Below are 22576 nucleotides of genomic sequence, written 5' to 3' on the forward strand. Positions count from 1 at the left end.
GGGGGCGGCATGTCACCCGATTGTCGAGGGTCGGGATCGTCGACAGATGTCCAAAATCGACCCGCAAGTGCTCACCGCTACCGATGGCAGGACGCCTGCCGTGAAGCGACCGACAGGAACTACGCTATGTCTTGCAGGTCGTTGTTCGATGCAGACCACTTTCGCGCTGCATCTGCCTCTGGAGCCCCCCATGCCGTCTATCGCCACACGCCTGTTGGCGCTGTTTGTTCTTTGCCTGACGCTGGCAATGCCGGCCTGGGCCGACACCTGCCCTGCCGGCGAGAAACAAGTGTGCCTGGACAGCTGCATCTGCTTGCCCGACCTGGGGCCGATACTTGGTCCCTTTCCTGACGGCGTCTATCAGATTGCCGCCCCTGCCCTCGCCCTGTGGCTGACCCAGGCCCGCGCGCAAGCGGCCTTGTCCGGCCTCCAGCCCATTCCGGCGAACATCCGTGAACAACTGCTGCGCTGGTACGACCCGGGCGTCCTCGATGCGGCACGCTACAAGATCAGCGACAACGGCCAGTTCAGCGATGCCTCGCTCATGCTGCAAAGCCCCGATATCAACGCCGTGACGCTGATCGACATCATCCTCTTCAAGGACGCTCAAACCGCAGAACAGAACGTCGCGCTCTGGGCCCACGAGCTCAAGCACGTGCAGCAGTATCAGGAATGGGGCGTCGAAGGATTCGCCCAGCGCTACACCCAGGACTTCAATGCCGTGGAGGCGCCGGCCTATGCCATACAGGCCGAGGTCAGACGCGCGGTGCGCAAGGATTCCGAATGAAACGCTGCGCCTCAAGGGTTTGAAACGCAGCGCAGGGGCCAATGGCTTGGAGTCAGTTCACCGGCGCGGCGTCGACCGGCTTCCAGGAACCGTCCAGAATCGGCTGCTGCGGACGATACATCCGGAACAGATAGTTCCACCCCGGGGTGATCGGAATGTAGTTCGACGCGTTCACATCCTGGCCACCAAAGTGGATCGTCACCGAGTTGTCGGCATTGCGCTTGGCGGTGACGTTGTTGACGGTGTAGGCATTCTTCGCGTTCTTCTGGAAAAAACCCTGCTTGTTGTAGACGCTCACCGACCAGAAACCGTCCACCGGCACGTCTTTGACGGTGAGCTGGTAGGCCGTTTTACCATCGTTCCTGGCAGGCGTGACACCGGTGTACATGGCGGCGGTACGCGGGTTGCCGCCCCATCCGGCAGCAGTGCCCAACAGGTGCTGGACAGGGTCCACTTCCTGCCGGCTGCCAAACATGCGCGTTGAATCGATGCCGCCACTGGCCGCGACGACACCCAGCAGGGCCTCGCGGATTTTCTTCAGTGAAACCGCGTCCCATTGTGGAAGTTCGAGCTTGCCCGTGGCGGTTTGCTCGACCTTGATGGCGTCCTGAAGCCCATGAACGGCCTTGATGTCGGCCGGGTCATCGGGATTGACGAACGTTCGAATCGCCAAGGTAACGTAGCGCGTTCCCACGCTTTCCTTGGTCAGGGTATGCGTGCCGGGTGCGTAGAACACATCCGGGGCGTAATGATCCTCGTCGATCACCTGCAAGGCCATGTAGCGCTTGCCGGAGTCAGGCAATGTCACCGTCACGGGCGACGCATCCAGGTCGAACACACCGAACGAATACAAGGTATCGCGGTTCATCCGGATGACGCTTTGTTTATCTATCGGGGCAAGTTGACGTTCGTGACTGAACTTGCCGAAGCCACCTTCCTTCGCAAATTTGGCGAAGTAGGTGTCGGACTCGGCCCGGATGAAGTTATCGACGGTCACCGTATTCTGTTCAGCCGCGACAGAAACGTTTTGCCAGGCCAGGGCGGCCGTGGTCAGTAACACAAGTGGAATGACGCGAACCTGCATGAGCTTCCCCTTCAAATGAGCGCACCACGACCGCTTCCTGCGATGCTGTTTGGTTGTTTCACACGTTTTTGTACAGCCTGCGTTCCTGCCGATGTCGCGCTGCAATCCTGAATACCCCCGTCGAACATCAAAGGATAGCAGCGCAACACACTTGCATTGTTCGGTTGACTGAACACCCGGCGGACCGCGCCAGAGCAGTCACCCGATCGCCACTGCGTCAGCCCAGCAGTTGCCGCCGATAGTTCACGGGGGTGTTGTTCTGCCATCGACGAAAGGCGCGAACCAGACTGCTGGAACTGCTGAAGCCCAGCCGATTGGCCACCTGAACCAGACTCAAGGCCGGGTCGCCCAGCAGCACAAGGGCCTGGGCCTCGCGTGCCTGATCGAGCAACCGGCTGAAGGTCAGGCCTTGTTCGCTCAGGTTTCGCCGTACCAGTGGCGCACTGATGTCGAGCGCAGCCGCCAGTTGCTCGACGGTGGGATCGTCGGCCAGCATCCCGGCCAGTCGCGCCCGCAACGCGCTGGGTGGCAGCGGCAATCCCAGTTGGGCCAGGTATTGCAGGATGGGCAGCTCCAGTTGCGCCAGCAGGTAGGGGTTCGCTCCGGGCAAAGGCAATGTCCGGTATTGAGCCTTGAACACCATGGCGCTGCCGGGGCATCCGAAATGCACGTCAAGCCCCGGCAGTTGCCAGGGTGTCGGGTCTGCGGGCATTGGCCGGGACAGTTCCAGGCGGCGCAGCAATTGCCGGGCCTGAAGACCCGTCTGGCGTTCGAACAGGCGGATGTAGACGCCATAGTAGAAACAGTCGAGCGCCGCGTGCGTATGGCGGATCGGACCGTGTTGATGGAACTCCAGGCGAATATCGCCGTCGGCACCCGTGGTCAGCTGGGGCAACGCGCTGGTGGTCATGATGCGAATGATTTGTACATGACGCTGCAAGGCTTCGCCGAAAGTGGCGCTGGTACTCAAGGCCAGGTCGATGCCATAAAACTGCGCCGGCAGCAGATAGCGAGCCACGCGCAGGCCGAACGCCTCGTCGCCGGTCAACTCGACGCAGCGCAGCCACAGCGGACTGAGGACCGTGACCTTCAGGCGCAGCTCGGGGTCCTGCATCACCGCCGGATCGATACCGACACTGGACAGCACCGGGTCCGCAGCGATCCCGTACTCGCCCCGCAAGGTATTGGCAATGGCGCTCACGACCGTGGCCAGGGTGCTTTGGGCCAGCACTGCGCGGGAGGATGCGACAGGATTCATGGCAAGGCATCGATTCCAAAGGTATGGCAAAGAATGGTCGTCCGCCCGGGGTTGCGCAACAAGGAAAAAAACGCCCCGACACTGGCGTCCGGGGCGATTGGAGGGCAATGGCCCCAAGCGTCGATAAAGCAGCGCAGCAACCGCGTCAGATGCGGCTGACGGTCGGCCCCGGCCAAGTCAGGGCGGCGAACGCCCCGGTCGGTTCATAACCGCGCAGAATCATCAAAAACGGCTTGCCGGCCTCGGTTGGCAACCAGTTGGCGGTTTTCTCGGCGCCCGGATCGCTGGCTTGCAGGTACAGGGTGATCGAACCATCGGCATCGGCCTGCAAGTGCGTACGGTTGCCCACCGAGTAACGGTTCAGGGCGTTGGGAATCACCGAGTAGCCTTCATAGCGGTACAAATGCAATGACCAGAACGCGTCGGCCTCGGGCAGCTTCCCGGCCGGGAACGTCACGCGGTACTGCGCGCTGCCGTCGAGCAAATGGCCAGTCGTGTCCTTCTGGTAAATCAGGTAGATCGTTTCGCTGATCGGCAATGCGACGGTGCCCAGCAGCGCCATGCTGGCCCGGTAGGCGTAGTCGTCGCCGTAGGTACCGATGTGCTTGAGCGGGTACAGCCAGCCATTGCTGGACAGATTGCCGGGCAAATTCCGGGTCGACGCAGCCACCCTTGCACGCCCATCGATTTCGGCCCGCTTCAACCCGCGACGCGCCGACTCGTCCAGTGCCGAGAAATCCGACGGCTGATTGCTCCCAAGGCCTATGGTCGCGAAGCTGGCGAGCAAACCGGCATCGCTCCTGGGTGGCGGGCACTCTCGCAGCATCAAATGCAGGGCCTTGAAGTCGGCCAACGGATCGGCCTTTATGTCCGCCGGCTCAAAGACATTCGCCGGCGGTGCCTGCCAACCGGGCTTGCCGTAGGTACTCAAGGGAAACAGCTCAAAGCGTTCTTGCAGGGCAATCACCTGCTGCCGATCGGCTTCATCGGAGAAATACACACGCAGCAAACCGAGCAGCAAGGGTGAAGGCGCGCGATAGACCTTGCGCACCTCGTCCGGCAGCGAGCCTTGCCAGTCAGGCCCGACCAGGGCAATCAATGCACCGTCGCTGAAAGTGCGGTGATTCGGTACGCCGAAACCCACGCCGAACAGATCGCAGAGCTGGATGCTCCAGTAGCGCGAAGCGATCGGCGGAATGCGCAGCAACAGCGGTTCTTCGCGCAGATCCCCCCAGAAGTTGGAGTACAGGGTATCGGTCTGCGGCATGCCCGGCACCGACGGCGTGATGGTCTGGCGGCGGTGGACGAATGCGCCGTAACGGTGCTTGACGCCGCTCATCGGATCGCCCTGCATCATCCGCGCAAAACGCAACCTGGCGAAGTAAATCAGCGGGTAGCCGTAGACGTAAGCGGCCAACCCGGTTTGATAAGCCTGTTCCTCCAGGCTGTCGGCGGCCAGCACCCGGCCTGTCGGCAGGATGGCACCCAGCGCGCCGGCCAGGCCGGCAACCGCGAAGCCCTTGAGCAGCCGGCGACGCTGCTCGAACAGATCGTTCACATCATTCAAATCGTGCATGAAAGTGTCCTTGAAGACAAAAGCGTGAGCAGACGCCGGAGCCCGACAGGCAGACCCCGGCAGATCCTTACTTGCCCAGTCGCTTGAGTTGCGCCGGGGTGAACTCGGCTTTCGGGGTCGAGAAGCCGATGTCCATTTTTTTCTGCACTTCGTTGGTCATGTAGTTGGTCGCATAGCCCCCGGAGATCAGGTCGTAAGTCGCTTCCATGGCCGTGAACGGCAATTCGAGATCGTGCTGCTGGGTCATGTACGACTCATAGTTGCGCCATAGCTCGCCGCGACTGTCATAGATGTCCGACGCCATGATTTGCCAGGTGTCCTCATCGATGTAGAAGCGGCGCTTGGCATAGACATGCCTGGCCGAGGGCTTGAGTGTTCCCTCGATCACCCACACGCGATGTTTTTCATAGCGCACCTTGTCCGGGTTGAGGTAACCGGGGGTGAGCAGATCGGTGTACTTGAGATCTTTGCTGGCGAGCTGGAAGGCGTTGTAGCCGACCAGCATTTCCTGCTTGCCGATCAGCGTCCAGTCGTAACGGTCCGGAGCGCCGTTGTAGCCATCGACACTGTCCGACACCACCTGGCCGAAGCTGTAGCGCGCACTGTTGTCGTAGGCCACCGTCGGCGCACGACGGACGCGGCGCTGCCCCGGAATGTACTGCCAGGCTGCACGCGGCTCGGTGATCTGGTTCAACGGTTCCTGGACCAGCGTCACCTCGCCCGAATAGCGCGAAGGACTCAAGGTCAACACACGCGTGTAGTAGAGAAGATTGGCGTCCGGCTCGATGTCCGCAACGTTTTCGCGAAAGGCACTTAGGGCATCATAAGTGACCACCGTGTTGTCGCCACGGGCCTGGACCACGGCAGAGGCGAACTCGCGATGCAGGGCGCCGCCACGGAATCGCGTCAGGTGGTTCCACAGCACTTCCAGCGCCTGGGTCGGCTCCGGGAACGGCACGCCGAACGTGTAGCCCTTGAGGCCATAACCGCCCTCCTCCAGCGTCACGCCTGTGAGGTTGGCACGGCTTTGGTCCTGGTACTTCTGCGGCAACCGCGCGGTGCGATGGGTCGGGAACACACGCATGCGGTAGTCGGGATAGCGGGCGAACATGGCTTGCTGCCCCGAACTGAGTTGCGACTTGTATTGCGCCAGATTGCTCTTGTCGACGGTGTACAGCGGCTTCTCACCAGCAAACGGGTCGGCGTAGTTACCGATCGGGCTGACGGCAGCGGCGCCGGGTTTCATGCCACCGCTCCAGGCCGGAATACTGCCATCGGCATTGCCTCCTCGCTCGGCACCGACGGCCGTCAGGGCCGTGTCCAGGCGTGTGGCGTCGGTCTGTTTGGCCAGCGCCGGGTTAAAGCAGCAGGCGGCCAGCAGGGAAAGCACAAATGGCAGTCGGGTCATCGTTGTCGTCATCATCAGAAACTGGCCTTGAGGGTGACCGAGGCGAAATCACGGTCATCGATGGTTGAGAATTTGTTGCTGCCAAAGAAATCGTTGTAAGCCAGCTCCAGCGAGTAGTTGTTGCGGTAGTCGAACGTCAGCGCCGCGCTGGCGGCCATCTGGCCTTCCTGGAAGTTCGGACCATAGCCTTCGACGTCATGTCGGAAATTCAGCGACGGGGTGACCACTGTGGCCGGGATCAGGCTTTCGTAGGCCAGCGCTGCGCGCAGTCGATAGCCCCAGGAAAACCCGGTGGTGAAGCCATGGGTGTTGCAGAAGTCGGCGTTTTTGTCAGCCGCCTGGGCTGCGCTCAAACCACCGGCCGAAGGCGTGAAACAGGCTGCCCCGTTGTTCTGCACACGGCCGAACACGCTGGCGCGACCGAAACGCTCTTCGTCGACATCGATGTTGTCGATCCAGTTGGCCCCCGCTTCGGCGGCCCACGTCAGCTTCTGTGCGCCCAGCACGTTGCTGAAGTTGTCCGTGGCGCCCAGGCTGTACTGCCAGACTTTCTTGCGCTTATAGCCCTGCAATTCGCTGCCCAGCGGCGGTGCTACGCCATCGAAGATCGGCGTGCTGGCACCGGCACCGGCGATGACGGCCACCACGTCCGAAGCGTTGTAGGCTAGTGGCTGGTTGGGGCGATAACTCAGCTCACTGAACACGGCCGTGGTGCCCACCACGGCGCTCAGGCTGATGCCGAACAGGCGGATGTCTTCCGGGTAGACGGTGTTGTAGGTCCCGGTCGGCAGCGTTCCGGCAGCCAGACCGGTGCGCACGGTGCCGTTAATGAACGGTGTGCGACTGTGGTAATTGGCGTAGTACAGGCCCAGTTCGGCATCGTTGAGCGACTCGAGGGTCTTGCGCAACGCCAGGCCATATTGGCCGCCGTCCCTGGCCCAGTCCGTGCTGCCGCGCGTCTCGTAGGCCCGGGCGGCGATCGCCTGCGCGGTGGTCAGGTTGCCGTTCGGATTCACAATGACCTTGTTGAACTGGCAGCCTTCCTGGGTGTTGTCGCTGACCGAGAAGAACGTGCCGCAACCATCCAGCACCGAGGGGCGGAAGTTGTACTGGTAGAAGCCTTCCAGGCTCAGGGTGTCGGCCAGGTCGTAGCTGAAGCTCAGCATCTCGACCGGCAATTGACCTTCCTTGAGTTCCACGCCGGGACGGTTGAAGGCCGAGGCATCCAGGGGGTTGATGGCGTTGATGTCGTTCTGCAGAAACAGCGCCTCGCCCCACGACAGCACCTGTTTGCCCAACTTCACATTGAGCTGATGATCGTTGAGCTGGAAATTCTTCCACGCATACAGGTCCAGGACTTCGAAGCCCTTGAACCTGGCCAGGTCCTGCCAGCCATCGTCGTCGAACCGGGTGAAGTCGCCATTGCCGGTTTCGTAGGCATGGTCGTACCAGTACTTGAATCGCACGAAGACACCCTGCCCGCCGTCGTTCAAGTCGAACTCGGTGAGTCCCTTGAAGACTTGCGAGATGGTGTCGCCCTTGTCGAAGTTGAGCTTGCCGTCGTCGGCGCTATAGTTAATGCCTTCGCCGCGCTTGCCGATTGAACGGGCATCGGCGACGGTCAGTTGATCGGGGTCCGCGTTGCGCAAGGCCCAACTGCTGCCCAGGCTCAGCGTGGTGTTGGTGGTCAGGCTCCAGTCATCATTGACTTGCCAACTGGTGGCATAGGCCATTGGACAGGCCAGCGTCGCCAGGGCGATACCGGCGACCGAAAAACCCGGATGCAGGCGTTTGATGCGTGTTGCGCAGGTACGCGATGGTGCAAGTTGCTTCATGCTCGGATTCACCTGTTTTTGTTGTAGTGGTGAGTGCGTAACGACGCGCATCGTGCTGGCGGTAGGCAATTTCAGCCTTAATATGTCGCGTCGCCGGTGGCGCGAAAGGGTTGCGCCGCCGGTAGAGCAAGATGGGAGGGATTGCTTGGAAATCGTTAATCATTGGCCGACAAATCGTTTTCCCGCGCAGCGAAATAGACCGTCGTTATGTGTCTGCATCATCAACTCGGGGGTGCAGGAGCTGGAGGCGCGTGGCGTGGACATGCAGCGCCTGCAGAGCGATTGGGGGGTGAACCTGGCCAGCCTGCGCCAGCCCCATTTGCGTCTGCCGGCGTTTCTGGCGCGGCGGTTCTGGGAGGTGGCACGCACCCTCAGCGACGATCCGGCCATCGGCCTGGCGGCGGCGCGCCAGAACGATCCGGGGCAGATGCTGGGGTTGGCCTATCTCATGCAGTTGATGCCCAGCCGCATGCAGTCGCTGGAAATGCTCGCGCGTTACTGGCCGCTTTGGGCCGGGCACCTGTCACTGCACGCGCAGGAAAGGGACGGACGGCTGCACGTCGCCCTGCTGCCCTGCCATGCCCTGCAGCCGGCGGAGGAAGAACTGGATTTCTGGGGCGCCCTGCAAATCCAGCACCTCAAGGGCTTGCCGGGCACGACCAATGCGGTACGCGAAATCCGCTTTCGCCGTGCCCGGCCAGCCGATCCGCAACCCTGGCTGAAGCTCGCCGCCGGCGAAGTGCAGTTCGCCGCGGCGCGCGATGAGGTGGTGCTCGACATGGCGGCCCTGCGCGAGAAGCGGCCTTTCGGCAGCCCGGCCATTTGCAAGGCGCTGGAAGCCGCCTTGAAGGATTACGCGGTGCAAACTCGCCGCGAGTCTGTGCTTGAAGCCGTGGCCAATGCCGTACTGGCCGACCTTGCGCACCCACCGGGCCTGGAACAGATGGCCGAGCAGTTGCACCTGACCTCGCGCACCTTGCATCGCACCCTGCAACGCGAAGGCTGGACATTCAATGCCATCGTGGAAACACAACGCCGATACGTGGCGCACGATCTGCTTCAAACCGGTGAGCTGTCGATCAGCGAGGTGGCCGAGCAACTGGGGTATCGCGAAGTCTCGAACTTCAGTCGCGCCTTTCGCCGCTGGTACGCGATCAGTCCGAGCGAGTTGCACGAGCAGTGGCGTTGCGCAACAACCTGAGTGATCTGGCTTTCAGGCGGGCAGAGGGTTCGGTCAATCGACGGTCACTGGGTCTGGCTGGAGGGATAGAGGCCTGCCAGCCGCGCGATCACGACGCCGACGTAGAAGACACCTGAAAACTCTTCGACCATCACCAGTGAGCGGGCGTGGTTGGTCAATGGGATGAGATCACCGTACCCGGTGGTCGTGAGCGTCGTGAAGCTGAAATAGATCAGTTTGAAAAACGTGCCCGGTTGCACGAAGTCGAGTGGGCCGGGGCCGAATGAGCCGGCGCTGGATTCCTCGACCAGGGCATAGATGAAGGCCCAGACGAAGGCCAGCATGATGTAGCCCGCAAGCGCGCCATGCAGCTTGTCGGTCGTAATGGGCCCGCGCTTGAGAATATAGCGAAGCACGCCGCTGAACGAGACGGCCAGGGACGCCGCGTAAAAGATCCCGGCAAGGTCGAGTATCGCGACGCTTGCCGTCCACAATGCCGCCCATTGAAAGCCGACTCCCAGCAATGCCAGGCCCAGTCTGAAAATGAACCCCCGCCGGGTCTGCCGGGTGGCGAAAGCGCCCACCAGCAGTACCGTTGAAAACAGAACGCCGAGCAACGTGCGAGCGAACACGCCCTCTTCAAGAACGGGAAACAGCAGGATCAAGCCCAACAGGAGCAGCAACAGCCAGGTGCAGGGCCCTTGCCCTATCACCATTTGCGATAGATCCTCGCTGGATTCGGCTTTTTCTTGCGGGTCTTTCATACCGGTTTCCCATCGGCTGATACAACGTCCGGGAACCGGCGTTGCACGGTGCAAACCTGACCTGGATTCAGGATAGTCGGCAATGAATCGCTCCACTCACGATCCCGGAATCAATATGACTGCCTGTTTGCCGATCCGGACGAAAGGACCGGGACCGGCCCCCTCCCCCTTTAAGTACCGCGCTTTCGCCGCGCCTGCCCAGCCTCCGCCAGCGCCTGGCGAACCAGTGCCTGGGCGGCCCAGGCAGTGGCATCGAGTGATTCTTCGACACTCGCGCCGCTGATATCGCGCACGGCGATCAGCGCCTCGGTGCCGATGACGACCGACAGTGCCTGCTTCAGGCGCTTGCGCGCCCGTGGCGTGAGCTGGTCCTTGAGCGAGTCGACTATCGGTTCGATGTAACTCATGCGCCGGCCCGGTCGCAGGGGCGCCTCGTGCGACTCGCTGTCGAGCCACACCGTCATGAACGAGCGCTCCATCATGTGCAGGCCGATCTCGTCATCGATCAGCAGCCTGTTCAATGTCCTGGCCGCCAACCCGATGCCCTTGACCGGATCGTCTCCCGACCGCCAGATCTGCTCCAGCGGTTGCATGTCACGCTCGGTCGCGGTCTCGCTGATCAACGCTTCAGGTGAGGGGAAATAGCGATACGCCGTAGCGCGCGACACCATGGCGCGCTCGGCCACCTGCGCAACCGTCGGATTGAGGCCCTCTTCGCGCAACGCAGCGGCGGCCTCGATCAGGGCCTGGCGCGTGCGCAGCCGCTGGTTGATGCGGCCTTGTGATTCGCCGTCGCCGACCGACGGGCTTGACTTCGGACTGGACATGAAACAACGATACTCTGTCTTGTAATGAGACATGAGTCTCACAATAGACACTGAAACACCAACCAGCAAGTGACTGCCGCTGATGAACACGGCACAACCGGCTCCGTGTACGTCAGGACTTCGATTGATATCTGCAACTGAGCGCGCCCCAGGGCGCATGAGGTGAATGCCATGAATCACAATTCCCGTTCGCGGACCTGGTTTCGGCTCGCTGCCGTCTACTTTGCCATTGGCGTATGGCTGGGCGTGGCGATGGGCGCCTCGGGCGATCACTCGCTCTTCGCCGTCCATGCCCACCTGAACCTGTTGGGCTGGGTCTCGATGGCACTGTTCGGACTCATAGGCACACTGCACCCCGCCATAAACGAAGGACGTGTCGCCACGGCACAGTTCTGGACATACAACGCCGGTGTCCCGCTGCTGCTTGGCGCACTGACACTGCGCCTCAAGGGCTACCCGTCGGTCGAGCCGCTGATCGCTGTCGCCTCCCTCCTCGTTGGCGGCAGCGTGGTGCTTTTTGCCGGGCTGGCGTTTTCGCGCATTGGAGCTGCGACCCGGCACCTGGGCAGCGTGACACCCGAATCGCGCCTGTCATAGCGGCGATGGAAAGGGGCGGCTCCCGGCGTTTCGGCAACCGCCCCGGCATGTTAACGTGCGCGAACCTTCACTTCGCAGCCGCCACAGACTATGTCCATCGCCGACAATCTGCTCGCCTTCACCCTCGCCGCCACCTTGCTGACCCTCACGCCGGGGCTCGACACCGCCCTGGTCCTGCGAACCGCGACGGTGGAAGGTCGGCAACAGGCGTTTCGCGCTGCGCTGGGCATCAATGCCGGCTGCCTGCTGTGGGGCGCCGCCGTGGCCTTCGGCCTGGGCGCCCTGATTGCCGTATCGGAGCTGGCATACGATCTCCTGAAATACTGCGGTGCCGCCTACCTGGCCTGGCTTGGCCTGAACATGTTGTTGCGTCCACGCAGCGCGCTATCGGCCCCGGAACCGGATGCCAGGCCGGCGGCAAACTGGTTCCTGAAGGGCATGACGGGTAATGTCCTCAATCCCAAGGTCGGCATTTTCTATGTCTCCTTTCTCCCTCAGTTCATTCCCCAGGGCCAGCCGTTGATCGCCTGGACATTCGGTCTGGTCAGCATTCATGTACTGCTCGGTTTGATCTGGTCTTCGCTGCTGATCGGCGCGACCCGACCACTGGCCGGCTTTTTGCGCCGCGAAAGCGTCATCCGCTGGCTGGACCGGACAACCGGAATGATCTTTGTGCTGTTCGCCGCCCGACTGGCGTTCAGCAAGCGCTGAGAACAGTGCTTGCCCTTATCCGCAGCAAACCAGGCGAATACCTTCAGACATGCCCTTCACACTGCTGATCATCGTTTGCCCGCACTACAACCTGGCCGCGACCACCGCGTTCATCGACCCTTTTCGCGTGGCGAATTACCTCAGCGGGCATGCTCGCTTCCAGTGGGACATTGTATCCACCAGCGGTGGCGCCATTGTCGCCAGCAATGGCATGAGCGTTCAGACGAAGGCATTGGCGGATTATCAAAACACGCCGAGGGACCTTGTCGTGGTTTCGTCGAGCTGGGCGCCTGAATCGCAGAACAGCCCTGCCCTTCATGCGGCGCTGCGCAGTTGGGCAAGAGCGGGCAGCACCCTGGGCGCGCTGGACACCGGCACGTTCATCCTCGCGGAAGCGGGTTTGCTCAAAGGCAAGCGCGCCACCGGTCACTACGAACACATCGATGCCTTGCGCGAGCTGTACCCGGACACTGATATCCGTGAGGACATGTTCGTGTTCGACGACAAGCGAATCACCTGCTGCGGCGGTGGCGCATCGGCGGATTTTGCCTTGCACATCATTCGCAACCTGCATGGCGACACCTTGACCAACGAGACGGCCCGCTATCTGTTCCATCAAAGCTTGCGGCCCCATGGGACCCAGCAGAATCCCGATGCCCCCCAGCCACTGGGCAGCACGGTGCCCGACGTGGTCAAGCAAGCGATCAAGATCATGGAAGAACATCTTGAGGAAGCGGTGAACATTCCCGACATCTGCCAGCGGATCGGCATTTCGCAGCGCCAGCTCGACCGGCTCTTCAGCCAGATCGTCCATAAAAGCCCGGCCACTTACTACCGCGATATCCGCCTGGATCGCGCTCGGGGCCTGGTGACCCAGACCGGGCTGTCACTCACGGAAATCGCCATCGCCTCCGGCTTTGCCAATCAGTCGCATTTCAGCCGGGCCTATCGCCTGCGCTTCGGCCTGACACCCCGCCGCGACCGCCTCGAAGGACGCATCCCCTTCGACTTCCGCGCCTGGCCCATGCACCAGGTCACGCCCTGATCCAACGCCCGCTCCCGATCTTTTGTAGGAGCCAGGCTTGCCGGCGAAAGCGTCCTTGAATACGCCTTCGCTGTAGGAGCCAGGCTTGCCGACGAAGGCGTCCCCGAATATGTCTTCGTTGTAGGAGCCAGGCTTGCCGGCGAAGGCGTCCCCGAATATGTCTTCGTTGTAGGAGCCAGGTTTGCCGGCGAAGGCGTCCCCGAATATGTCTTCTCTGTAGGAGCCAGGCTTGCCGGCGAAGGCGTCCTTGAATATGTCTTCGCTGTAGGAGCCAGGCTTGCCGGCGAAGGCGTCCTTGAATATGTCTTCCCTGTAGGAGCCAGGCTTGCCGGCCCCTACGGATGTGGATATGGATCGCGGCATGTCGATTTTCGATCTTCCATGTCCAATAACGACAGCGGCCAGAAAAGGCTAATCCGCGTCCATTTTTGAACATTTCACGACCCGTCCAGGCACCAATATCGAATCACGAAATGAAGGACACCCCTTCAACACCGCTGATTATCGAGGGCCGCTGACATGTCTGAAGCAATAACAAAACAACAGCTTGAGCAAATCTCCAGAGGCTATCACCCCGACCCGCTGGTCTCTCAGTCGCTGCGCGCAGAGGCCTATGTCGACCCTCAATGGTTCAAGCTCGATGAGCAGCAAATCATCGCCAAATCCTGGCAATGGGTTTGCCATGTGGAAAAAGTCCGCGAGCCCGGCACCTACACCACCACCGAGATCGCCGGCAATCCGGTGGCGGTGGTTCGCGACCATGACGGCGTGCTCAGGGCGTTCTACAACGTTTGCAAACACCGCGCCCACCCTGTGCTGAGCGGCGAAGGCAAGGTCAATCGCATCATCTGCCCGTATCACTCCTGGTGCTACGGCTTGAACGGCCAGCTTGCCGCCGCGCCTCACGTGGGTGGGTTGAAGGACTTCGACAAAAGTGAAATCCACCTGAGCCCCATCCAGGTCGAAGAATTCTGCGGCTTCATTTATGTGAACCTGGACCCGGCAGCCCGCCCCCTGAGCGAACAATCGGGTGAGCTGAAAAAGGAAATCCTCCAGTGGGCGCCGGACATCGACGGCCTGACGTTCGGTCACCGCCTGACCTATGAAATCAAGTCCAACTGGAAGAACGTCGTCGACAACTTCCTGGAGTGCTACCACTGCCCGACCGCGCACAAGGACTTCTGCACGCTGGTGGACATGAACACCTACAAGGTCGATACCCACGGCATTTACTCCAGCCACATGGCCGAAGCCGGGAACGGCCACAACACCGCCTACGACACCTCGAAGGCCAAGGTGCGCACCCATGCCGTCTGGTGGCTGTGGCCCAACACCTGCCTGATGCGCTACCCCGGTCGCAGTTCGATGATCGTGCTGCACATCATCCCTGTCGGCCCCGACCTGACGTTGGAAACCTACGACTTTTTCCTCGAAACACCCGAGCCCGACGAGATGGAACGCGAGGCCATCCGCTACCTCGATGAAGTGCTGCAAGTCGAAGACATTTCGCTGGTCGAGAACGTTCAGCGCGGCATGAAGACGCCTGCGTTCGAGCAAGGTCGCATCGTCACCGACCCCAAGGGCTCCGGTAAGTCCGAGCATGCCCTGCATCACTTCCACGGCCTTGTGCTCGACGCTTATGGACAAGGAGTGAAGCCATGAAGCTGGCCGGCAAAACCGCACTGGTCACCGGCGGTCTCGGTGGCATCGGCCGGGCCATCTGCGCCCGATTCCTGAAAGAGGGGGCGAGCGTATTCGCCGCTGACCTGAGTGACGCCAATGCGTTGCCCGATGCGACGTTCATCAAACTGGACGTCACTTCCGAGCACGCCGCACAGGCGGCCATGGAGACCGTCAGGGCGCAATGCGGACAGCTCGATATCCTGGTGAACGCGGCCGGCATCGAGATCGAAAAGACCATCGAGCAAACCACGCTGGAGCAATGGAACCGCGTCTTCGCCGTCAATGTCACGGGCACGTTCCTGGTGTCGAAATACGCCCTGCCCCTCCTGCGCCAGAGCGGGTCGGCCAGCATCATCAACTTCGGCTCCTACGACGGGTTTATCGCCGACCCGGGCCTGGCGGCGTACTGCGCCAGCAAAGGCGCGGTGCACGCACTGACCCGCGCCATGGCCTGTGACCATGGCCCCGAAGGCATCCGTGTCAACGCGGTCTGCCCCGGCTACATCGACACGCCCATGCTGCGCGGCTTCTTTCGCGACCATGGCGATATCGACAGCCTCGAGGCCGCCGTGCGCGATGTGCACCCGACGCGCCGTTACGGCACCCCGGACGACGTGGCCAACCTGGTCAATTGGCTCGCCTCGGATGAAGCCCGATATGCCAGTGGGCAGCTCTGGGTCCTCGACGGCGGCCTGACCGCTCAAGTCCAACAAATGAAACTGTGAGAATTCGTCATGCCTAAATCCGTCATCATCACTTGCGCGACCACCGGCGGCGTCCACACCCCGACCATGTCGCAGTACCTGCCGATCACGCCGGACGAGATCGCCCAGTCGTCGATTGAAGCCGCCGAAGCCGGTGCCTCGATCATTCACCTGCACGCCCGTCATCCGGAAACCGGCAAGCCCGATCCGCGGCCGGAACTGTTCCGCGAGTTCATGCCGCAAATCAAACAGCGCACCGATGCGGTGCTCAACGTGTCGACGGGCGGCGGCCTGGGCATGACCCGCGAGGAGCGGCTGCGCGCGGCGGTGAGTGTCAGCCCGGAAATGGCGTCGTTGAACGTCGGTTCGATGAACTTCGGCATCTTCCCGATGAAGGGCAAGCACACCCAATGGCTTCACGACTGGGAGCCGGCCTTTCTCGACAGTACCCGCGACTTCATCTTCCGCAACACCTTTACCGACATCGAATATGTCGTCAAAGAACTGGGCGAAGGCCACGGCACGAAATTCGAGTTCGAGTGCTACGACCTGGGGCACCTCTACAACCTGGCGTGGGTGATCGATCAGGGCTGGATCAAACCACCCTTCTTCGTGCAGATGGTGTTCGGCGTCCTCGGCGGTGTCGGCGCGGATCTGGACAACATGATGCACATGCACACCATTGCCCAGAAGCTCTTCGGCCATGACTACGAGTGGTCGGTCCTCGCCGCCGGCAAGAACCAGATGCAATTCGCCACGCAGGCGGCCCTGCTCGGCGGGAACCTGCGCGTGGGACTCGAAGACAGCCTCTATATCGGCCCGGGCGAGAAGGCGAAAAGCAACGCCGAACAGGTTCGCAAGATCCGTTCGATCGTCGAGAACCTGGGCCTGACGGTGGCGACGCCCGCCGAAGCCCGAGCCCGCCTGGGCCTCAAGGGTGGCGACAACGTCGCGTTCTGACCTGCCGGAGAACACCATGCAAACAAAATTGCTGATCAATGGCGAACTCGCCGTGGGCGAAGGTGACGCCCTGAACATTGTCGACCCGGCTACGGGCGCGCAAATCACCCAGGTTCGCCAGGCAAGCGACGAGCAAGTCGATGCCGCCGTGAGGGCTGCGCAGGAAGCCTTCGCCACTTACTCCAGAACCACACCGGCCAGTCGCTCGGCGTTGCTGCTGGATATCGCACAGGTCGTCGAATCGAATGCCGAGGAACTGGCGGCACTGGAAAGCGCGAACGTCGGCAAACCCTGGCCATCGGCATTGCATGACGAAATGCCGCTGACCATCGACACCTTGCGTTTCTTCGCCGGCGCCGCGCGGACCCTGACAGGCTCGGCGGCGGGTGAGTATGTCGAGCATCACACCAGCCTCATTCGCCGCGACCCGCTCGGACCGGTGGCCGCCATTGCCCCGTGGAACTACCCGTTGATGATGGCCGCCTGGAAGCTGGCCGCGCCCTTGGCCGCAGGCTGCACCGTGGTGCTCAAGCCCTCCGAAATCACCCCCCTGTCGACCTTGCGCCTGGCGCAGTTGCTGCAGGACGTGGTGCCCAAAGGCGTCATCAATGTCATCCATGGTCGCGGGAGCAACGTCGGTGATCGTCTTATCAATGCTGCGGGGATTGAAGGCATCAGCATCACCGGTTCGCCCGCCACCGGCAAAGCCGCGATGCAGGCTGCTTCTGTCGAGCTGCGTCAGGTTCATCTGGAACTGGGTGGCAAGGCGCCGGTGATCGTTCATGAAGACGCCGATATCGACAAACTGATCGCGACCGTGCGCAGCGTCGCGTTTTTCAATGCCGGCCAGGATTGCGCACAGCCGTGCCGGCTCATCGTTGCCGACAGGATCTATGACCGTGTCGTCGCGGAACTGGCACTTGCGGTATCGGAAATTCGCACCGGCGCCCCCCGAGCCGCCGGCACGGAAATGGGCCCGTTGGTCACGGCCGAACACCGCCTGCGGGTGGCCGGTTTCGTCGAACGTGCACGCGGTGCCTGCGAAGTCGTCACCGGTGGAACCATGGGCGCCGGGCCGGGCTTTTTCTACTCGCCCACCGTGGTGGCGGACGTCGATAACCATGCCGAAATCGCCACCAGCGAGATGTTCGGTCCGGTCATCAGCGTGTCGCGCTTCAGGCACGACGAAGATCCGGTCGCCATCGCCAACGTCGGCCGATACGGCCTGGCCTCTTCGGTATGGACACGCGACAACGGCCGGGCGATGGCCGATACCAGCCGCCTGCGCTACGGCTTCACCTGGGTCAACACCCACGGCGTGGCCACGCCGGAGATGCCCTGGGCGGCGATGAAGGGCTCGGGCCACGGTTGCGACATGTCGGTGTATGCACTCGATGCCTACACCTCGATCCGTCACGTCATGTTCGCTCACGGGTGATGGTCATGAATCAGGACATTGTCATTGTCACAGGGGGCAGCCGGGGCATCGGTCGCGCCATCGTCGAGCGGTTTGTCGCGCAAGGCGCCCGGGTGCTGACCTGCGGCCGTGGTGCTCGCCCCGATGATCTGGATGCGCAGGTTGCCTGGGTCCAGGCGGACGTCTCCAAAGCCTGCGACGCACAGCGGATTGTCGCGCAGGCCCATGAACTGTTTGGCGCACCGACGGTACTGGTCAACAACGCCGGTGTGCAGGTAGAGAAAACCGTCATCGACACTGGCGATGACGACTGGGACCTCGTCATGGGGATCAATGCCCGGGGCACCTTCAACCTGTGCCGGGCGGTGCTGCCGGGCATGCAAGACAGCGGCGGCGTCATCGTCAACATCGGCTCGATTTCCGGCCTCAACGCCGATCCTTCGATGGCCGTCTACAACGCCTCGAAAGCCTTCGTGCATGGCCTGACACGCTCCATTGCCGTCGATCACGGGCCACGGGTGCGCTGCAACGCCGTGTGCCCCGGCTGGATCATGACGGCCATGGCCGAAGACGGCTTCGCACTGGCGAAAGACCCTTCGCGGGCCAAGGCCGACGCCCTGGCCCGTCACGCGGCGGGCCGATTCGGCCAGCCGGAGGATGTTGCAAACATGGTGGCCTGGCTCGCATCCGCGCAGGCCGGATTCGTCACGGGCCAATGCTTCGTGGTCGATGGTGGCCTGACCACCGCTTCTCCACTTCAACCGAGGTTTTTCTGATGAGCGATTTCCAAAACGTTGCCGTGCTGGGTGCCGGCGTAATCGGGGCGAGCTGGGCGGCACTGTTCCTGGCCTCCGGTCGAGATGTCGCGGTGTTCGACCCTGCCGAGGGCATGGAAACCTTCGTGCGCGACTATGTGAAAAACGCCTGGCCGACCCTGACCGAACTGGGTCTGGTGAAGGCCGGTGCGCCGGGCGAACTCAGCTTTCATGCCACCGCGGCGCAGGCGGTGAAGTCTGCCGACTTCATCCAGGAAAGCGTCCCCGAGCGCCTGCACCTCAAGCATGCCTTGTATGCAGAGATAGAGCCGCAGCTCAAGGCCGGCGCCATCGTCGCCTCCTCCGCCTCGGGCCTGCCCCTGAGCGAAATGCAGGCCGGCTGGAAAGACCCTTCGCGGTTCATTCTGGGGCACCCGTTCAATCCGCCGCACCTCATCCCGCTGGTGGAATTGATGGTCAACGACAAAACCGCCGACGGCGTCATCGAACGGGCGGAACAGTTCTACGACCTGGTGGGCAAAGTGACCATCCGCGTCAACCGCGAAGTGCCGGGGCACGTCGCCAACCGGCTGCAGGCGGCGTTGTGGCGTGAAGCCATTCACCTGGTGAAGATCGGCGCCGCCAGCGTCAAGGACGTCGATACCGCCGTCTGGGCCGGCCCCGGACTGCGTTGGGCGGCCATGGGGCCGACGATGCTGTTCAACCTCGGCGGCGGCCCCGGTGGGCTGGAATCGTTCTGCGAGAAATACACCGAAAGCTTCCACCGCTGGTGGGATGACCTGGGCAACCCGCGACTCGATGCCCAGACCGCCGCCCTGCTCGTCGATGGCGTGAACGAGGCCGCGCAAGGGGGAACTCAAGCTGAACTGTCGAACACTCGCGACGCGCTGATTACCGCGATGCTCAAGACGACCGCGAACTTGCGTCGGGCCTGACCATCACGCATCGCCATGGAGAAAGGACGCGCAGGTCCATGCGTCCTTGACTCCCCTTGGGCAGCACGCCCGTCTTTTGTCGACCCCGGGTCAAACGAGGTATTTATGTCAGCCGATCATCTCACTCTGCGTGTCGTCGACCTCGCGGCTGAAGCCAAAGGCGCGATGGTCGTCGAACTGCGCGCACCTTGCGGTGGCGAACTGCCGGTCTTCACGCCCGGCGCACACATAGAACTGCACCTGGGCGAAGGCATTGTTCGCCAGTACTCCCTGTGCAACGACGCTCGGGATCGGGACTGCTATCGCGTGGGTGTCGGTCTATCGCCCACCAGCAGGGGCGGCTCGCGCCACGTCCATCAATCGCTGCGGGTTGGCGACCTGATCACCGTCACGGCACCGCGCAACAACTTTGCGCTCGCCGAGGATGCCGCACGCCATGTGTTCTTTGCCGGTGGCATCGGCATCACGCCGATCCTGTCGATGATCAAGTGGTGCGAAGCCAACCGGCGTCCCTGGCATCTGTTTTACCTGGTGCGCAATCGTCAGCGCGCCGCGTTTCTTGAAGAGCTGGCCGCCTATGGCGACAAGGTGACCTTGCACGCCGACGACGAAGCCGGCGGCTTGTTCGATGTGGCCAGTGCCGTTGACCGGCAATCGCCGGACAGTCACTTCTACACCTGCGGCCCAACGCCGTTGATGCTCGCCGTGGAAGCCGCCGCACGATCGTTTGCATCGGAGCAGGTGCATTTCGAGTGGTTTACCCCCAAGGCACCTGCCACGCCGGCCAGTACGCAAACCTTCTCGATCAAACTGGCCAGGAGCGGAAAAACCTTCGACGTGCCCGCCGATCGATCAATCCTCGAGGTGTTGGAGCTTCAGGGTATCCAGGTCGAAAACTCCTGCCGCGAAGGCACCTGTGCATCCTGCGAAACCCGTGTGCTGGCGGGTACGCCCGATCACCGGGACAGTGTGCTTTCAGACGCGGAAAGAAAGAAAAACTGCTCAATGATGATCTGCGTTTCCCGTGCCATCTCGCCAACACTCGAACTGGATCTCTGACGCTGTATTGCTGGCGCCGGATTGCGCTTATCCCGAGGGTGAAAACCGTGAACAACTTATTGATGACGTTTGAAACACCGATTATTGAAGACTGGATCGATTACAACGGCCATTTGCGGGACGCGTTTTATTTCCTGTTATTCAGCTATGCCACCGATGCGTTGATGGACAAGATCGGTCTGGATGAAAAAAACCGGGGTATTACCGGACATACGCTTTACACACTTGAAGCGCATATCAATTACTTGCTTGAAGCCAAACTCAATGATGTCGTTCAGGTGCATACCCAGTTAGTCGACAGCGACTACAAACGCCTGCACATCGTGCACCACCTCTACCGCCCCGGCACTTCGCAGCTGCTGGCGGCCAGCGAACAGCTGTTGATGAACATTGACCAGAACACGGGACGGTCTGCGCCCTTTGCGGCGCAGACAGAACAACAGGTGAGTGATTTGTACAACCTGCACCAGGGATTGGCGCGTCCGCAGTGGTGTAGCCGAAAGATAGAAATCCGTAAGTAAGAAAACAGTGCCGTCGATGTAAAAACAATAACTGCCGATTCAATTGTCGACATTCCCGAGGAACTCGCGCCATGAAAGCTTCGCTTCCCATGTCAATGTTGTTTTGCCTCGCAACATCACTCTCCACTTATGCAGCCGAGCCAGAACAGTGTCGGCTGGTCAAACTTTCCGACCCCGGCTGGACCGATATTCAAAGCACCACGGCACTGGCTACAACCATTTTGAAGAGCCTGGATTACCAGACCAAAGTGACCTTGCTCGGTGTTCCCCTCACCTACAAGGCACTGGCCGAAGGCAAGAACCTGGATGTGTTCCTCGGCACCTGGATTCCCACCATGGAGCCGGACCTGAAGTCCTATCGGGAAGCGGGAACCATCGATACGGTGCGCGTCAATCTGGAAAACGCCAAGTACACGCTGGCCGTGCCGCAGGAGCTATGGGATCGCGGCCTGAAGGATTTCTCCGATATCGTGAAGTTCAAGGATGAGCTGGGCGGCAAAATCTATGGCCTGGAAGCCGGCGATGGTGGCAACAACGCGGTGATCAAGGCCATCGACGAAAATGCGTTCGGTTTGAAGGACGCCGGTTTCAGCGTGGTGGCCTCCAGCGAATCGGGCATGCTGTCCCAGGTGGAACGGGCACAGCGGCGCAAATCCGCCATCGTGTTCCTGGGCTGGGAACCGCACCCGATGAATACCCGGATCAAGATGCAATACCTGACAGGGGGCGATGCCTTCTTCGGCCCCAATTTCGGACGGGCCACGGTCTATACGAGTACGCGCAAGGGTTACGTCAATGAATGTGAGAATGTGGGTCAACTGCTGAAAAACATGAGCTTCTCCCTGCCGATGGAGAACCACATCATGGGCTCGATCCTCGACGACAAGATGGAACCCGAAGCGGCCGCCAGAGCCTGGATCAAACAAAACCCCAAGGTGCTCGAAGGCTGGCTGGCCGGCGTGACCACCTGGGACGGCAAGCCGGGCCTGGACACCGTGAAAGCCCGGCTGCTGCCATAGCGACTGCGTCCCACCACCTGTAGGAGCCAGCGGTGCGGCGACCCGACTTGCCGGCGAAGGCGATCTTCAGGCCGCCTCCCTTGTAGGAGCCAGGCTTGCCAGCGAAGGCGATCTTCAGGCCGCCTTCGTTGTAGGAGCCAGGCTTGCCGGCGAACGCGATCTTCAGGCCGCCTTCATTGTAGGAGCCAGGCTTGCCGGCGAAGGCGATCTTCAGGCCGTCTCCCTTGTAGGAGCCAGGCTTGCCGGCGAACGCGATCTCCAGGCCGCCTTCATTGTAGGAGCCAGGCTTGCCGGCGAACGCGATCTCCAGGCCGTCTTCGCCGGCAAGCCTGGCTCCTACAGACGTACGCGATCTTCAGGACGCCTTCGCCGGCAAGCCTGGCTCCTACAGACGTACGCGATCTTCAGGACGCTTTCGCCGGCAAGCCTG

General features: G+C 61.6%; 21 protein-coding genes. 14 read left to right on the forward strand and 7 right to left on the reverse strand.

From position 1 onward, the window contains the following. Nucleotides 1–190: 190 nt before the first annotated feature. Nucleotides 191–787 carry an eCIS core domain-containing protein gene (locus tag ACQKP2_RS12630; RefSeq protein ID WP_427576809.1) on the forward strand — a complete coding sequence of 199 codons (597 nt, stop codon included), beginning with the start codon at nt 191–193 and terminating at the stop codon, nt 785–787. A gap of 52 nt (nt 788–839) precedes the next feature. Here ACQKP2_RS12630 and ACQKP2_RS12635 read toward each other — a convergent pair whose 3' ends face one another. From ACQKP2_RS12635 to ACQKP2_RS12655, 5 genes are all read right to left on the reverse strand, one after another. Further along, complete coding sequence (locus ACQKP2_RS12635; protein ID WP_427576811.1) at nt 840–1871, reverse strand: DUF1254 domain-containing protein; 1032 nt, start codon at nt 1869–1871, stop codon at nt 840–842. Nucleotides 1872–2088: 217 nt separating this feature from the next. Further along, nucleotides 2089–3129 carry an AraC family transcriptional regulator ligand-binding domain-containing protein gene (locus ACQKP2_RS12640; protein ID WP_427576813.1) on the reverse strand — a complete coding sequence of 347 codons (1041 nt, stop codon included), beginning with the start codon at nt 3127–3129 and terminating at the stop codon, nt 2089–2091. 145 nt (nt 3130–3274) lie between these two features. Further along, complete coding sequence (locus ACQKP2_RS12645; protein ID WP_427576815.1) at nt 3275–4705, reverse strand: DUF1254 domain-containing protein; 1431 nt, start codon at nt 4703–4705, stop codon at nt 3275–3277. A gap of 67 nt (nt 4706–4772) precedes the next feature. Next, nucleotides 4773–6128, reverse strand: a complete 1356-nt coding sequence (locus ACQKP2_RS12650; RefSeq protein WP_427576817.1) for a DUF1329 domain-containing protein — start codon at nt 6126–6128, stop codon at nt 4773–4775. Continuing rightward, nucleotides 6128–7948 carry a DUF1302 domain-containing protein gene (locus tag ACQKP2_RS12655; protein WP_427576819.1) on the reverse strand — a complete coding sequence of 607 codons (1821 nt, stop codon included), beginning with the start codon at nt 7946–7948 and terminating at the stop codon, nt 6128–6130. Before ACQKP2_RS12655 ends, ACQKP2_RS12650 begins: the two co-directional genes overlap by 1 nt. A 262-nt stretch (nt 7949–8210) precedes the next feature. Between ACQKP2_RS12655 and ACQKP2_RS12660 the strand changes: the two genes are divergently transcribed. Next, a complete protein-coding gene (locus tag ACQKP2_RS12660) occupies nt 8211–9149 on the forward strand; it encodes a helix-turn-helix domain-containing protein (protein ID WP_427576821.1) in 939 nt (312 codons plus the stop codon). Between the two features lie 44 nt (nt 9150–9193). On the opposite strand, the gene ACQKP2_RS12665 is transcribed toward ACQKP2_RS12660, so the two are convergent. After that, on the reverse strand, nt 9194–9892 hold the full coding sequence (locus tag ACQKP2_RS12665; RefSeq protein WP_427576857.1) for a potassium channel family protein: 699 nt from the start codon (nt 9890–9892) through the stop codon (nt 9194–9196). Nucleotides 9893–10062: 170 nt separating this feature from the next. Then, on the reverse strand, nt 10063–10719 hold the full coding sequence (locus ACQKP2_RS12670) for a TetR/AcrR family transcriptional regulator (RefSeq protein WP_427576823.1): 657 nt from the start codon (nt 10717–10719) through the stop codon (nt 10063–10065). 171 nt (nt 10720–10890) lie between these two features. On the opposite strand from ACQKP2_RS12670, the gene ACQKP2_RS12675 reads away from it, so the two are divergent. The 12 genes from ACQKP2_RS12675 (at nt 10891) to choX (ending at nt 22146) form a co-directional block, all read left to right on the forward strand. After that, nucleotides 10891–11316, forward strand: a complete 426-nt coding sequence (locus ACQKP2_RS12675) for a hypothetical protein (protein WP_427576825.1) — start codon at nt 10891–10893, stop codon at nt 11314–11316. Between the two features lie 90 nt (nt 11317–11406). After that, nucleotides 11407–12027 (forward strand): LysE family translocator, encoded by a 621-nt coding sequence (locus ACQKP2_RS12680; RefSeq protein ID WP_427576827.1) that lies wholly within the window; start codon nt 11407–11409, stop codon nt 12025–12027. A gap of 49 nt (nt 12028–12076) precedes the next feature. Beyond that, nucleotides 12077–13072: a GlxA family transcriptional regulator gene (locus ACQKP2_RS12685; protein WP_427576828.1), complete on the forward strand. Its 996-nt coding sequence runs from the start codon at nt 12077–12079 to the stop codon at nt 13070–13072. 519 nt (nt 13073–13591) lie between these two features. Further along, nucleotides 13592–14734 carry an aromatic ring-hydroxylating oxygenase subunit alpha gene (locus tag ACQKP2_RS12690; protein ID WP_427576829.1) on the forward strand — a complete coding sequence of 381 codons (1143 nt, stop codon included), beginning with the start codon at nt 13592–13594 and terminating at the stop codon, nt 14732–14734. Continuing rightward, nucleotides 14731–15480: an SDR family NAD(P)-dependent oxidoreductase gene (locus ACQKP2_RS12695; protein ID WP_427576831.1), complete on the forward strand. Its 750-nt coding sequence runs from the start codon at nt 14731–14733 to the stop codon at nt 15478–15480. The genes ACQKP2_RS12690 and ACQKP2_RS12695 overlap by 4 nt, the downstream gene beginning before the upstream one ends. A gap of 9 nt (nt 15481–15489) precedes the next feature. Next, entirely contained in the window at nt 15490–16419 is a 930-nt protein-coding gene (locus tag ACQKP2_RS12700) for a 3-keto-5-aminohexanoate cleavage protein (RefSeq protein ID WP_427576833.1), read from the forward strand. Between the two features lie 16 nt (nt 16420–16435). After that, the gene (locus tag ACQKP2_RS12705; RefSeq protein ID WP_427576835.1) at nt 16436–17857 is read left to right on the forward strand and encodes an aminobutyraldehyde dehydrogenase; all 1422 of its coding nucleotides are present in this window, start codon (nt 16436–16438) and stop codon (nt 17855–17857) included. Nucleotides 17858–17862: 5 nt separating this feature from the next. Then, entirely contained in the window at nt 17863–18612 is a 750-nt protein-coding gene (locus tag ACQKP2_RS12710) for an SDR family NAD(P)-dependent oxidoreductase (protein WP_427576837.1), read from the forward strand. Further along, nucleotides 18612–19547, forward strand: a complete 936-nt coding sequence (locus ACQKP2_RS12715; RefSeq protein ID WP_427576838.1) for a 3-hydroxyacyl-CoA dehydrogenase NAD-binding domain-containing protein — start codon at nt 18612–18614, stop codon at nt 19545–19547. The genes ACQKP2_RS12710 and ACQKP2_RS12715 overlap by 1 nt, the downstream gene beginning before the upstream one ends. 105 nt (nt 19548–19652) lie before the next feature. After that, nucleotides 19653–20606 (forward strand): PDR/VanB family oxidoreductase, encoded by a 954-nt coding sequence (locus ACQKP2_RS12720; RefSeq protein ID WP_427576839.1) that lies wholly within the window; start codon nt 19653–19655, stop codon nt 20604–20606. Between the two features lie 47 nt (nt 20607–20653). Next, nucleotides 20654–21127, forward strand: a complete 474-nt coding sequence (locus tag ACQKP2_RS12725) for a thioesterase family protein (RefSeq protein WP_427576840.1) — start codon at nt 20654–20656, stop codon at nt 21125–21127. A gap of 71 nt (nt 21128–21198) precedes the next feature. Further along, nucleotides 21199–22146: a choline ABC transporter substrate-binding protein gene (gene choX, locus ACQKP2_RS12730; protein WP_427576841.1), complete on the forward strand. Its 948-nt coding sequence runs from the start codon at nt 21199–21201 to the stop codon at nt 22144–22146. The last annotated feature ends 430 nt before the right edge of the window (nt 22147–22576 follow it).

It is taken from the genome of Pseudomonas sp. NPDC089569 (assembly GCF_050280625.1).
Lineage (GTDB): Bacteria > Pseudomonadota > Gammaproteobacteria > Pseudomonadales > Pseudomonadaceae > Aquipseudomonas.

Coding starts and splice junctions, on each gene's coding strand:
- ACQKP2_RS12630 (WP_427576809.1), top strand. CDS start 191: ATGCCGTCTATCGCCACACGCCTGTTGGCGCTGTTTGTTCTTTGCCTG.
- ACQKP2_RS12635 (WP_427576811.1), bottom strand. CDS start 1,871: ATGCAGGTTCGCGTCATTCCACTTGTGTTACTGACCACGGCCGCCCTG.
- ACQKP2_RS12640 (WP_427576813.1), bottom strand. CDS start 3,129: ATGAATCCTGTCGCATCCTCCCGCGCAGTGCTGGCCCAAAGCACCCTG.
- ACQKP2_RS12645 (WP_427576815.1), bottom strand. CDS start 4,705: ATGCACGATTTGAATGATGTGAACGATCTGTTCGAGCAGCGTCGCCGG.
- ACQKP2_RS12650 (WP_427576817.1), bottom strand. CDS start 6,128: ATGATGACGACAACGATGACCCGACTGCCATTTGTGCTTTCCCTGCTG.
- ACQKP2_RS12655 (WP_427576819.1), bottom strand. CDS start 7,948: ATGAAGCAACTTGCACCATCGCGTACCTGCGCAACACGCATCAAACGC.
- ACQKP2_RS12660 (WP_427576821.1), top strand. CDS start 8,211: ATGCAGCGCCTGCAGAGCGATTGGGGGGTGAACCTGGCCAGCCTGCGC.
- ACQKP2_RS12665 (WP_427576857.1), bottom strand. CDS start 9,892: ATGAAAGACCCGCAAGAAAAAGCCGAATCCAGCGAGGATCTATCGCAA.
- ACQKP2_RS12670 (WP_427576823.1), bottom strand. CDS start 10,719: ATGTCCAGTCCGAAGTCAAGCCCGTCGGTCGGCGACGGCGAATCACAA.
- ACQKP2_RS12675 (WP_427576825.1), top strand. CDS start 10,891: ATGAATCACAATTCCCGTTCGCGGACCTGGTTTCGGCTCGCTGCCGTC.
- ACQKP2_RS12680 (WP_427576827.1), top strand. CDS start 11,407: ATGTCCATCGCCGACAATCTGCTCGCCTTCACCCTCGCCGCCACCTTG.
- ACQKP2_RS12685 (WP_427576828.1), top strand. CDS start 12,077: ATGCCCTTCACACTGCTGATCATCGTTTGCCCGCACTACAACCTGGCC.
- ACQKP2_RS12690 (WP_427576829.1), top strand. CDS start 13,592: ATGTCTGAAGCAATAACAAAACAACAGCTTGAGCAAATCTCCAGAGGC.
- ACQKP2_RS12695 (WP_427576831.1), top strand. CDS start 14,731: ATGAAGCTGGCCGGCAAAACCGCACTGGTCACCGGCGGTCTCGGTGGC.
- ACQKP2_RS12700 (WP_427576833.1), top strand. CDS start 15,490: ATGCCTAAATCCGTCATCATCACTTGCGCGACCACCGGCGGCGTCCAC.
- ACQKP2_RS12705 (WP_427576835.1), top strand. CDS start 16,436: ATGCAAACAAAATTGCTGATCAATGGCGAACTCGCCGTGGGCGAAGGT.
- ACQKP2_RS12710 (WP_427576837.1), top strand. CDS start 17,863: ATGAATCAGGACATTGTCATTGTCACAGGGGGCAGCCGGGGCATCGGT.
- ACQKP2_RS12715 (WP_427576838.1), top strand. CDS start 18,612: ATGAGCGATTTCCAAAACGTTGCCGTGCTGGGTGCCGGCGTAATCGGG.
- ACQKP2_RS12720 (WP_427576839.1), top strand. CDS start 19,653: ATGTCAGCCGATCATCTCACTCTGCGTGTCGTCGACCTCGCGGCTGAA.
- choX (WP_427576841.1), top strand. CDS start 21,199: ATGAAAGCTTCGCTTCCCATGTCAATGTTGTTTTGCCTCGCAACATCA.